The sequence below is a fragment of the Pseudomaricurvus alcaniphilus genome (assembly GCF_011440395.1).
GTDB classification, from domain to species: Bacteria; Pseudomonadota; Gammaproteobacteria; order Pseudomonadales; family Cellvibrionaceae; genus Pseudomaricurvus; species Pseudomaricurvus alcaniphilus.
The window spans coordinates 44,243-55,518 of record NZ_JAAOIX010000015.1 but is presented as its reverse complement, the minus strand read 5'-3'; the positions used below and the strand labels follow the sequence as shown (position 1 = coordinate 55,518).

The window sequence follows — 11,276 nt, the reverse complement described above, 5'->3', positions numbered from 1 at the left end:
ACGCGCGAAACTTCATCAGGGCCAAGAGCAAACAAGCTCCTAAAACAGGCCGGATATATGGAAGCAACCTGACTTTACATCTGATACGAGGCCTTGCAAACGAGGAGGAGACCATATATGGAACCTGAGCCTGCCCCGCGAGCGCAGCGAGTGCTTTGGGCACGGCGAGTCTTGAAAGCAAGTCCCTGGAGTCAGGCCGGGAGCGAAGCTGCTGTCCCAAGGCCTACAGGGTATATGTTTGCTATCGCCGATAGCTGGCTTATTCATAGGCGTAATTAGGACGACCTATAGACTAAAGTCGGAAAAACAGTAAACCAAGGTCCAATACTCAGTGGGCACCGGTGGGGCTATGCTAGTGACATAAAAACTCCTCTTGGGAGATAAGTTATGTCACTGAGCCAACTTCTTGAATTACTGAGTCACGCCAATCGTGACGATTTGTGCATTGCCGGCAGCTTCGGCAGTATTACGGCTCGTCCCGACGGCAATCACCATCTGCATACACAGGAACCGACCTATCGGATAGATGCCGACTATCAACCGGCGCCGGACCAGGCCAGGGTGCGGGTCAGGGAAAGTGGTTTTCGTTTCTCCACCGTATGCTGTCTGTGTGCGACCGTTTGCCTGGGCGAAGATCGGGTAAACCTGCAGGTCATCGCAAAGATAAATGAGTTGTTTGCCTGACAGCTGATTGGGCCCTTCAGCGTCGTGCAGCCCCGGCACGGCCATCCCATTCAGGGCTCTGTGTCGCACACTGACCAGGTGTTGCGGCTGCCGATCGCACCCCGCAAGAACTGAATCCCAAATAGCTTACCCCCAAATAGCTTACCCCCAAATAGCTGCGGGTGCGCCGACGCCATCCCCCTGCGACAGGCCCGCAATGGCCGATTATAATAAAAGCAATCCTGAATGTTTTTATATTGTGTTTTCGGCTGTGGTAAGGCAAGCTTGAGGTTGCCGGCGCCCAACAGGTTTTTCATTTGCGGGAAGGCCGGCACAGCACACATAAAAATGCGTATATAACTATAGAGAAATCACTATGAATCCGAAAATTGCCATTTATGGCACGGGGCAGTACGCGCTGGAGGCGGTGCGAATTATCGTCGACAAAGGCTGGGAAATTGTCGCCGCTTACAATCGCGCCGGCGCGAAAGTCGGGCGCGATCTCGGTGACCTCGCCGGGCTGGCAGCCCCCCTTGGCATTATCGTTGAGGATTGCGACACCGCCGATTACTCGGCCAGCGGCGCCAACATTGCCATTCACTCGGTCGGCGACCGGCTGGACTACAACTGGCCTGCCTATGAACGCCTGACCGGAGCCGGTATCAACATTATCTGTCACGGCGGAGAGAGCAATTTTCCCTGGGGCTCGAGACCCGAGCTGGCGGATAAGCTGGATAGTATGGCGAGAAACGCCGGGGTGACCTTTACCGGTACCGGAATCTGGGATTCATCACGCATCTGGTCCGGGCTGATCGCGGCCGGCACCGCGAGTCAGCTGGAGGGGCTGGTGCACCGAACCCTGACCAACGGTGAGGCCGCAGGACTCGAATTGTTGCAAGTGTGCGGTGGCACTTTTACGCCCGAGGAATTCGCCCAGCGCAACGAGGGGTTGCTGGCGGGTATTTACAAGACAGTGCCACACCAGGTGCTGTGGGCGCTGGGGCTGGAGGTCATTGAAGTGGTCGAGGAGCGCGAACCGGTTTTCGACGACAAACCCGTATTCAGCCATGCCCTGGGCAGGGATATTGAGCCCGGTATCTGTTTGGGTACCCGTATCACTACTCGTGTTACCACCCGTGAGGGTATCAATGCGCTGTCAATAAACGAGTTGCGAGTGTTGCGCCCGGGTGAGACCGAGCACATGGTCTGGGAGGTGCTGGGTCGACCCGCCACCAAGATCCGCGTCGATCGCACGGATTCCCTGCACAGTTCCTCGGCGTGCATGGTCAACCGAATTCCGGATGTGCTGCAGGCCGAGCCCGGCATCCAGGTGATTTCCAAGCTTGGCCCAATTCGGCCGCAATGTATTGCAGGAGTGAATAAAAATGGCTGATTTACCGCTAACCGCTGTACAGATGTTGCAGGCAGCTCGTGCCGAGACGGGAATCGATATTGATGATTCCGCTGTTTTGCCGGCGTTAAGCAAGCTGGTTGAGTCCTACAATGTCGACGGGCAACCGCACGAGGAGGGGGCGCTTATGCTGCAGGAGCGCCTGCTGCGGGTGTTGAAAAACCGTCTGCGAATGGCGCGGGATTTTCAGGCGCACCCGGAGATTGAAGAGCAGAAAATTGATCGCCCCATATTTATCTGCGGCATGGCTCGCACCGGATCGACCAAGACGCAAAAGCTGCTGGCCGCGTCTGGTGATTTCAATTACCTCACTTATTGGAAAGCGCTCAATCCATCACTGATCAGTGGCGATCGGTCGGAGTCTCCCCAGGCGCGCATTGATGACGCCGACCAATACACTCGCTGGTTTGATGCCAGATCGCCGCTAACCAAGTGTGGACACAGTTTCGAGACCCACGAGCCGGAAGAGGAGAGCAATATTCTGGAGCACAGCCTGATCACACCCGTGTGGTACGGCTGGGCACCGCTGGACAGTTATCTCGCCTGGTTGCCCGAGGTCGGCGTCAAAGCCCAGTTCGACATGTTGCTTAAAGCCCTCAAATATCTGCAGTGGCAGGGGCTGGCGGATCCGGGCAAACGCTGGATTTTGAAAAGCCCCCTCTACAGCGGGCTGGAACATCTGTTGCTCGACATCTTCCCGGATGCTTGCTTGCTGATGACCCACCGCACCCCGTTGGATACGGTGGGTTCCGGCCTGCGTCTGCTGGAATGTTTTTACCAGCCGTTTACTGAACGCCTGCCGGATCCGGTTGCCTATGTCGAGGGGCTGAAAAAATCTACCCAGGCACATCTGGACTGGCGTGCCACCCAGGCCGCTGATCGCTTCCTGGATGTGCCCTTTTTGCCATTGGTTCGCGCACCGGAAAGAACGTTGCGCCAGATGTATCAGTGCGCCGGTGAGCCGCTCAGTGACGCCTCACTGGGGCGCATGCTGGACTGGGACAAGCACAACTCGCAGAACAAGTACGGCAAGCACGTCTACTCGCTGCAACAATTTGGTTTGAGTGAAGCGGGAATTGGCAGGGACTTCGCGGAGTACATCGCCTTTAACGATGCGCTGGAAGAGCGCTGGCGCTGATCTTTTGCAGCCAGGCGGCGTGCAGCCAGCGCGCCGCTTGTGCTGAAGTTTTAACCGACAGTGCAGTCAAACCAGCTCAAATCCACCATCCATTACCAGCTCACTGCCGGTCATAAAGCGCGAATCTTCGCTGGCAAGAAACAGGATACCATTGGCAATGTCCTCGGGCTCGGCAAGATAGCCGATCGGATGCAGGGCCACCAGTTGTTCCCGCGCGGCAGCGGGGTCTTCCTGCTTGTCGAGCCAGTCCAGCATCTGCGTGGTCAATACGTAACCCGGGTGGATTGAGTTACAGCGAATGTTGTATCCGTGTTGCGCACAGTGCAGGGCGACGGATTTGGTTAGCAGGCGTACGGCGCCCTTGGCCGCGGTATAGGACGCAGCGTGGGCGGCGGCGCGAATGCCGTGAATAGATGCCACATTGATAATGTTCCCGCCGGTGCCTTTCATGACCTCGATGGCGAGCTTGGAGCCGATGAACACACTGTCGGCGTTCAGCCTCATGGCGTTTCTGTAATCGGCTATAGAGATATCCTCTATGGTGCCGGCGCCGGCGCCACCGGCATTATTGACGAGGATGTCCAGCTTGCCGAAATCTTGCATTACCTTATTGATGACCGACTGCCAGGCGTTTTCGTCACACACATCCAGGCTCATGGCGATGGCGTTGTTGCCCAGCGATGCTGCCAGCGCCTTGGCGCCATCGAGATTGATGTCTGTGGCGACGATGGTTGCGCCGGCTAGCGCCAGGGCACGGCCTGCCGCTGCTCCTATGCCGTCGGCGGCGCCGGTAATCATGACCACTTTTTTGTCGAGCTTGTTCATTGTTGTAGGTTCTTTATTGGTGGTTGTAGGTATCACAAGAATACGTCACAGGAAAATACAAAGCAATCATGATTGACTTTTTTGTGTGGGCCGGTAGTCTTGCTGGAGGTCGGAATAGATAACCACGCTGGAATTCAATAATGAAAGAGATCGATAACGCGGAGCGGGTCCAGTTGCGCGGCCTGCTGGATCAGCAGGCTTGTCGGCAGTTGCTGGAAAGCTATACCTGCGCCGTAGACTGGATGAACTGGAGTGGCCTGGAAGACCTGTTCTGGCCAGAGGCGGAATTTGATTTTGGCATGTGGTCGGGGTCACGGGATCAATATATACCCTGGGTAACTGCCCTGGAGAGTGGTTACCAGCGCAGGCTGCACCTGTTCGGTATTCCACGGTTATCCGTACAGGCTGACAACGGCAGCGCTGAAGTCGGTGCGATCATGTACTTGCGCATTGGCGACAATTCACCGGGTACCCAGGACGAATTGATGTTTGGGCGTTACCAGGTGCAATTTTGCAAGCGCAGCGACGTGTGGCGCATGTCCAAACTGACGTTCTTGCTGAACGGTGCACACAGATTTCCCGCTACCGATACCGGGGGAGCGGCTTTCTTTGCCGATGGATTGAGTCCACAGCACCCCCTGTTTACGCAAACCAGGGTCTGAACTTGTGAGCGAATTTTTTCGAGGTAAAGCGGCATTCGTGACCGGTGTGTCCATTGCTATTGGTCGCGCCATTGCTTAGGTAATTGGCGCCGAAGGTATGGACCTGTGGCTGGTCGGTCGCAAGGTGTTTGGCGATCCTGTTCATATTGCCAGAGCGGGTGAATATGTACTCGAACAGCCGGTTGAAATTAATCAGGAGCATATTACTGTGCGCCCGGCGATGGCTATAGACCTTTAGCCGGGTCCGAGCTGGTGGTCCTGAAGCAATCCGTCGCGAAACAGCAATATGTGCTTGGCCTGCGCTCCGGCTTTGAGCTGATTGCATCCCTGGTTGATTCCCGGCCATTGCGCGGGTATCGTCGTTATTTGCTGTGGAGCTCAACGCGGGCTTCGCAAAACCAGGATGCATCATTGTTTGTCTATGTTGACCATGTTAGGTACTACCGCGCCCATCTTTCTTGTGATTCTTTTGGGCTTTCTGGTGGTAAGGTACGGCATCGTCCCGAAAGAGGCTCTGCCCGGGATGAGCGCTTATGTCCTGTTCCTTGCGCTGCCACTGCTGATCTTCCAGAAGATATCGCAGATCGACCTGGCCCGGATTGTCGATGTCGATTACATGCTGGTGTATGGCATCGGCTTATTGGGTTCGTTCTTGCTGGTCTTCCTGGTGAGTCGCTATTTGTTGCGAGACAGTACCCGCCTGGCCGGGCTTAAATCACTGGGCGGCGCTTTTCCCAATTCTGCGTTTATCGGATTCCCGGTGCTGTTGCAGTACTTTGAGCAGGCTCCTGCCCAGGCCTTTGTTATGTGTCTGCTGGTCGAGAACATTCTGTTGTTTCCGCTTGCGTTTGCGCTTTTGGAAACCACCGATGAACAGGGTACCAACTACAAAAAACTGCTTGTCACCGTCAGCAATCGGCTGTTTAAGAGCCCGATCCTTATCGCGGTGGCTGCCGGCATTGTCGCCGCTCTGGCTTCAGTCCCTGTGCCGGACTTTATAGACAAAGGGATGGGGCTGTTGGCGGCATCCGCAGCGCCGGTGGCACTGGTCGTTATCGGCGGTTCATTGGCAGGATCGAAATTCGCAGTTGGGGCCAGGGATGCCCTGCTGATCAGTGGCGCGAAACTGGTATTCCAGCCGCTGCTGGCACTGGCGCTGGTGATCTTTCTGTTTCCGGGAATGGATCCGCAGCTGAAACAGGCGGCCATTATTTTCACCGCCGCGCCAATGTTCAGTATGTATCCGATTATCGGCGGGCAATACGGTCATCAGCGCTGGTGTTCCAGCATTTTGCTGCTCACGACTGTGCTGGCTTTTTTCAGCGTCACCCTGATGTTGAGTCTGCTGCCAGCGCTATCGTCTTCTCTCTGAAGAAATATTCCGGCTGGACAGCAAACACAAGCCAGCAGTAAAGTTACATCATAACTACGGGGTATCCCGGCTATGATGAGTTCTGCAAGCATTAGCACGGCATTGCACAAGAACGCGTATGGTTGCGGCACTGCCGCACTGTTGGCCATCACCGCACTGCCCCTGCAAGCGCAGATTGAAGAGGTGGTTGTCACCGCCCAGAAGCGGGAGCAGTCACTGCAAGACGTGCCCATCAATATCAATGCGATGAGTGGCGACCGGCTGGCTGAACTCAACATACAGCAGTTTGATGAGCTGGCCGGTTTTATTCCGGGCCTGGAGGTGCAGGAGCAAAGTGCCAACAACCCCGCCTTTGTGATTCGCGGCATTACCTCCGACAGTGGCGAGTCGCACATCGAGCCGCGCATCGCGGTGTTTCAGGACGGGGTTTCTTCCTCCCGCTCACGGGGCTCATTTTTTGAGTTGCACGACCTGGAGCGGGTCGAGGTGGTGAAAGGTCCGCAGAGCACGTTGTTTGGTCGCGCCGCACTGATCGGCGCCATCAATGTCATTCAGCGCAAGGCCGACTACGAACCTGAGGCGCAGATACAGCTTGGCTATGGCGAGAGTGTGCGCAACAGCAGGTACCGGGAAGTCAGCGGCCATCTCGGTGGTGCCCTTATTGACGAACGGCTGGCCGCACGCATTGCGTGGGTCGATAAGGGGCGCGACCCCTACGTGGAAAACCTGCTCGGTGGCGAAGGTTATAACGGCGCGGAGGTGCGCGCCTACCGCCTCTCCCTGCGCGCCGACCTGATGGATACGCTGGGTCTTGACCTGATTGCCAACCACCAGCGAGACACAGCACCCGGCACCGCCTTTAAAAACAACCGCTTTGCACCGCCGGGCGGCGATACCGGCCATTTCAGCGGCACGGCCCTGGCAAGTTTTGGCGGCTATCGCAACGGCGCTGAGTTGGGGCTGGTGCGTGAACTCGACAGTCTGACCGGCATTCTGGAGTGGGATATCAATGACCACTGGTCGTTCACCTCTATCTCGGGCTGGCGCGAATTTGAGGCGGACGAGGTATTCGATGGCGACGGCTCTCATTTCGACATTCTGGTTGCCTCGGAGCTGGCCAGGGGCGAGCAGTTCAGCCAGGAGATCCGCTTCAACTATGACGGCGACGGCCAAATTTCGGCGTTTTTCGGTGCCAACTACCTGGCAGAAGAGGGCGAGCAGTACGTCCCGTTGGCGACAGACAAGGGCCAGGGCCTGCCCTTCTTCCTGGAGTTTCTCGCTACGGGCCGGGGTAGCGAACCGGGCAACCCGCCTGCTGGTGAGCTGTATGAGGAAGAGTTCGCCAACCGCAGCGACACCAAATCCCTCGACCTGTTTGGCGATATTACCTGGCGCGTCAGCGAACAGCTGGAACTGACCGCCGGCATGCGCTGGACCCGGGACGACAAAAAAACGTCCTACTACGGCCGCAGCCTGGGTAGCCCGCTGCCCGGCCCCGCCCTGATCCCACACGATCCGGGTAACACCCTGTTTATCGCCGCTTCGCCGGGCGGTGAGCTGGTCAGCGCCAGCGATAACTTTGCGGGTTGGTCCTGGCGTACCGTGGCGTCTTATCAATTCAGTGCCGACCTTAATCTCTGGGCGAGCTACTCACGGGGCCGCCGCCCGGAGGTCATCGCCTTTAACACCCCCGGGGGTGAGGAGTTTGTAAAAGCCGAAACCCTCGACGCCGAGGAAGTGGACTCTTACGAAGTCGGCGGCTTTTACGCCCTGATGGATAACCGCATCAATATCAGCGCTTCGGTCTACTACTACGAGTACAGCAACTTCCAAACCACCCTGTTTGCGCCCGGCGCAGCGGCAGTGGTCGTACTGAACGCGGGGTCGGCCACGGCTCACGGCCTGGAATTGTTCATTGATGCCGAACCGCTGGAAAATCTGCGGGCCTTTTTCAGTTACGGCTACAACTACGGCCGCTTCGACAGCCGCGATGACTCCGGCAACCAACAGCAGTTTGCCGGGCACAAGTTCCGCCTGAGCCCGGATCACAGCGCGGCCATCGGTGTGACCCTGAGCTTCCCGACCGAAGCCGGGCGGTTCTCCATCACCCCGTCTTACAGCTACAAGTCAGCAATATTCTTTGACGACGACAACGACCGCCCAAACCTGCAGGCGTTTGATGATACCCAGGACGAGGCGCAGCCGGGCTATGGCATCTGGGATTTGTCGTTGCGCTATGAGTCGAAGGCAGGTCACTACGTTGTAGAGCTCTACGGCAAGAATCTCGCAGACAAGGACTACCTGCTGGACGCCGGCAATACCGGCGACAGCTTCGGTTTGCCGACCTTTATCGCCGGGCCTGACCGGCTGGTGGGCGTCGCCTTAACCGCAAGATACCCCCGGTAGTTGGCCTTGGTTTGATGTGCGGTTGGCTATGTTCCTGCTGGCGATAAATTCTCAATCATCGCGATGAGACGAGTGGGGTCGACGGGCTTGTGGAGAATGGTGCAGTTGGTGAGGCTGGCCATCTCGACTTCAGGTACGGCCATATCGCCGGTTATCACCACTGCAGGGATTTCTTTTGCTGCTACCTCTCGGACACGGCGAATGAGGTCGATCCCGGAAAGGCCGGGCAGCCAGTAGTCAGAGATAACGAAGTCTGGTTGAAAGCCAGCTTCCAGGATCGCAACGGCTTCGCTGCTATTGGTTGCAATGTTAACCTGTGCACCGGTGCTTTCCAACAACAATTTGGTCGAATAGACAATGAAAGGGTCGTCGTCTACGAGCAAAACGCGGGGTTTGCTGTTGCCATGGGGCGCTGGCTCCGCCTGGGCACGAGGCTCTCTTTGTGCAGTATCCTTGTTGCCGACAGGCACCGATACAGAAAACGTCGACCCTTGGCCCGGTATCGAGTGGACATCGAAGGGGTGATCGAGCAAGCGTGCAATATGCTTGACGATTGACAGCCCCAACCCCAATCCTTTGCGCCGGTCGCGCGCGGGATTATCAAGCTGGTAGTATTCCTCGAAGATCTTCTCGAGGGCATCGCTGGTGATGCCAATGCCTGTATCCGTCACCGTAATTCGCGCGATCCCATGACTGCACTGGCAGTCGACTGAGACGCGACCCCGCTCTGTATAGCGAACTGCATTGATCAGGAGGTTATCGATCACGCGCTCCAGCAGCGCGGGGTCGCTGTGCAGTACACAATCTTCACGTGTGTAGTCGAGCTGCAGCCCTTTTTTTTCGGCTTGTTGAATGTTGTTGGTGACAACCCGCTCCAGCAGCTCGCCGAGGTGGAAGTCTCGCTTGTTTGGCGTGACCGAGCCGCCTTCGAACCTGGAGATATCGAGTAGCGCATTGAGCAGTTCGCCCATCGCATCGAGTGATACGCGCATTTGATCGGTGAGATGCCGGAGTCCGGGCTGGTCAAACTGGTGTGTGAGCGTGGCGAGATACATCCCCAGGGCTTGCAGCGGCTGGCGCAAGTCGTGGCTGGCAGCCATCAAAAACCGCGACTTCGCTGCGGTCGCGCGTTCTGCCAGCGATTTTGCTTCCTCCAATGCCGCCGTGGCGAGCTTGGTGTCCGTGGTGTCGTCCAATACGCCATAAATACGTTCAACCTCGCCTCGGTTGTTTTTAAAACCCTGGGCTCGCAAGCTTATCCAGCGAACGCTTCCATCCGGCTGGGGGATTCGATACTCATCAGCCAGGTCTTGCCCTTCTTCGGTAAGCCGCCGGTATTGCTCTGAAAAACGGGGCAGGTCATCCGGATGCAGGGCTGCCAGCCAATCTGGCAACTGCCCGATAGCGCCGCTGCCACCTGCGGGGCCATCGAATTCCGGTGAGACTATTAACCGATCGGTTTTCAGGTCGTGCTTGAAGGTGTGGAGTTTTCCCGCGGACATTGCCAGCTTCAATGCCTGTTGGCTCTCCCTCAATTCAGCCGTTCGCTCCAATACCCGTTGTTCGAGTAGCTCATGACTTTCTTTGAGTGCACTCTCCGTGCGCCGCTTCTCCGTGGCGTCCAGGGCGATCGCAACAAACATCGATGTGCCATCAAGCGCCATATACTGCAGGTGCACTTCAACGGGATACTCACTACCGTCCTTGCGCCGATGCCGGGCCGTGTATTCCAGCATTTGTCGCTGTCCCGTACGCAACGTGTCAAGCAGTGCCTGAAAACGCTCCGCGGTGTATTTGCATTCGATATCGAGCGGTGTCAACGCCTTTAATTCATCAAACGTGTAGCCCAGGTTCTTCCGCGCGCCCTCATTGACCTGAACAAACCCCAGGGTTTCAGCGCTGAAAATGTAGATTTCGTTAAGCGAGGTTTCAATAATGTGGCTCAGGCCAGCTCTCTGCGCCTCAGTGTGTTTAACAGCGAGTTTAAGCTCGGCAATGATATTCTCGGCGTTGGCCTCGAGCTCTACAGCCACGTTTTCCCGGTAATTGTTCAGCCAGGAGGCGAGTGCGGGTTCTTCAATCAGCAATTGATCGACGTCCGACTCGACACTCAAGGTCTCGTGCAGTTCGGTCCAGTAGTGAGCTGTGCGAATAAAGGCGAGGAAAGTGCAAAAGCGAAAGTAGGACGTCGCCCCGAGGAATCGACGTAATTCTGTTTTAAAGGCGAGGAACGGTCCTTTCTGCAAGAACAGGGACACCCCGCCAAAGAAGACCGCCTTCTCGATCTTTGAGCCCCGCACCAGTCCCTCTGTCTGCAGGCCACCGGCACGCCTTAAGACATCGAGATGATCCAGCAGCTGTTCATTGCTCGGTAGCGGTGTCTGCAGTAGCTGCACTACGTCGGCGGGGCTGAGTGTCGCACTTGCCTGATCCCCCGCAGGACGCTCAATCAGAAACGCCGAATGGCGGAGCATACAGTAGGGTGCCATGCAAAAGCGCGATAGATAGGCGAAGAGCTCCTCTTTGAATAGCGCTGGAAACGGTGCTTCCAGATAGGCGAATTTGGCCTGCTCATACAGGTGCCTAACCACCGCCGGCGAATCGGCGGCGAGCATAAAGAAAGACGGACAGATACCAAAACCGTCTTCTATGGCCGACGTGATTTGCTCTATTTCCCTGGGTTCTTCGGTCTTATTGGCCATGCGCTAAGCTCTTGATTTTCCTGTGCCTTGTGCGCCCTGCGTGCCATGAGGTCGCTATTTCGGCAGGCAGTGATATGTTCACTCTACACTGGATTGT

9 protein-coding genes are annotated in these 11,276 nt (G+C 56.6%); 7 read left to right on the top strand and 2 right to left on the bottom strand.

Annotated elements, in window-relative coordinates; genetic code table 11:
* Positions 1-387: 387 nt before the first annotated feature.
* From G8764_RS21415 to G8764_RS21405, 3 genes are all read left to right on the top strand, one after another.
* Positions 388-684 (top strand): hypothetical protein, encoded by a 297-nt coding sequence (locus G8764_RS21415; RefSeq protein WP_166168130.1) that lies wholly within the window; start codon positions 388-390, stop codon positions 682-684.
* A 355-nt stretch (positions 685-1,039) separates the two neighbouring features.
* The gene (locus G8764_RS21410; RefSeq protein WP_166168128.1) at positions 1,040-2,056 is read left to right on the top strand and encodes a hypothetical protein; all 1,017 of its coding nucleotides are present in this window, start codon (positions 1,040-1,042) and stop codon (positions 2,054-2,056) included.
* Entirely contained in the window at positions 2,049-3,212 is a 1,164-nt protein-coding gene (locus G8764_RS21405) for a sulfotransferase family protein (protein WP_166168126.1), read from the top strand. The genes G8764_RS21410 and G8764_RS21405 overlap by 8 nt, the downstream gene beginning before the upstream one ends.
* Positions 3,213-3,278: 66 nt before the next feature.
* Here the strand turns inward: G8764_RS21405 and G8764_RS21400 are convergent, their stop codons facing one another.
* Complete coding sequence (locus tag G8764_RS21400; protein WP_166168123.1) at positions 3,279-4,037, bottom strand: SDR family oxidoreductase; 759 nt, start codon at positions 4,035-4,037, stop codon at positions 3,279-3,281.
* A 140-nt stretch (positions 4,038-4,177) separates the two neighbouring features.
* Here G8764_RS21400 and G8764_RS21395 point away from each other — a divergent pair, with 140 nt between their 5' ends.
* The 4 genes from G8764_RS21395 to G8764_RS21380 all read left to right on the top strand — a co-directional run bounded on the left by G8764_RS21395 (position 4,178) and on the right by G8764_RS21380 (position 8,477).
* Positions 4,178-4,699 carry a nuclear transport factor 2 family protein gene (locus tag G8764_RS21395; RefSeq protein ID WP_166168121.1) on the top strand — a complete coding sequence of 174 codons (522 nt, stop codon included), beginning with the start codon at positions 4,178-4,180 and terminating at the stop codon, positions 4,697-4,699.
* A 97-nt stretch (positions 4,700-4,796) separates the two neighbouring features.
* Positions 4,797-4,937 carry a hypothetical protein gene (locus G8764_RS21390; RefSeq protein ID WP_166168118.1) on the top strand — a complete coding sequence of 47 codons (141 nt, stop codon included), beginning with the start codon at positions 4,797-4,799 and terminating at the stop codon, positions 4,935-4,937.
* 183 nt (positions 4,938-5,120) lie between these two features.
* Positions 5,121-6,071, top strand: coding sequence for an AEC family transporter (locus G8764_RS21385; RefSeq protein WP_166168116.1), 951 nt, complete (start codon positions 5,121-5,123; stop codon positions 6,069-6,071).
* 72 nt (positions 6,072-6,143) lie between these two features.
* On the top strand, positions 6,144-8,477 hold the full coding sequence (locus tag G8764_RS21380) for a TonB-dependent receptor (RefSeq protein ID WP_166168113.1): 2,334 nt from the start codon (positions 6,144-6,146) through the stop codon (positions 8,475-8,477).
* A 26-nt stretch (positions 8,478-8,503) separates the two neighbouring features.
* On the opposite strand, the gene G8764_RS21375 is transcribed toward G8764_RS21380, so the two are convergent.
* The gene (locus G8764_RS21375) at positions 8,504-11,179 is read right to left on the bottom strand and encodes a PAS domain-containing hybrid sensor histidine kinase/response regulator (RefSeq protein WP_166168111.1); all 2,676 of its coding nucleotides are present in this window, start codon (positions 11,177-11,179) and stop codon (positions 8,504-8,506) included.
* Positions 11,180-11,276: the final 97 nt, after the last annotated feature.

Excerpts from the sequence above, each read along its gene's own strand:
- G8764_RS21415 (WP_166168130.1), top strand. The coding sequence starts at position 388 with ATGTCACTGAGCCAACTTCTTGAATTACTGAGTCACGCCAATCGTGAC.
- G8764_RS21410 (WP_166168128.1), top strand. The coding sequence starts at position 1,040 with ATGAATCCGAAAATTGCCATTTATGGCACGGGGCAGTACGCGCTGGAG.
- G8764_RS21405 (WP_166168126.1), top strand. The coding sequence starts at position 2,049 with ATGGCTGATTTACCGCTAACCGCTGTACAGATGTTGCAGGCAGCTCGT.
- G8764_RS21400 (WP_166168123.1), bottom strand. The coding sequence starts at position 4,037 with ATGAACAAGCTCGACAAAAAAGTGGTCATGATTACCGGCGCCGCCGAC.
- G8764_RS21395 (WP_166168121.1), top strand. The coding sequence starts at position 4,178 with ATGAAAGAGATCGATAACGCGGAGCGGGTCCAGTTGCGCGGCCTGCTG.
- G8764_RS21390 (WP_166168118.1), top strand. The coding sequence starts at position 4,797 with ATGGACCTGTGGCTGGTCGGTCGCAAGGTGTTTGGCGATCCTGTTCAT.
- G8764_RS21385 (WP_166168116.1), top strand. The coding sequence starts at position 5,121 with ATGTTGACCATGTTAGGTACTACCGCGCCCATCTTTCTTGTGATTCTT.
- G8764_RS21380 (WP_166168113.1), top strand. The coding sequence starts at position 6,144 with ATGATGAGTTCTGCAAGCATTAGCACGGCATTGCACAAGAACGCGTAT.
- G8764_RS21375 (WP_166168111.1), bottom strand. The coding sequence starts at position 11,179 with ATGGCCAATAAGACCGAAGAACCCAGGGAAATAGAGCAAATCACGTCG.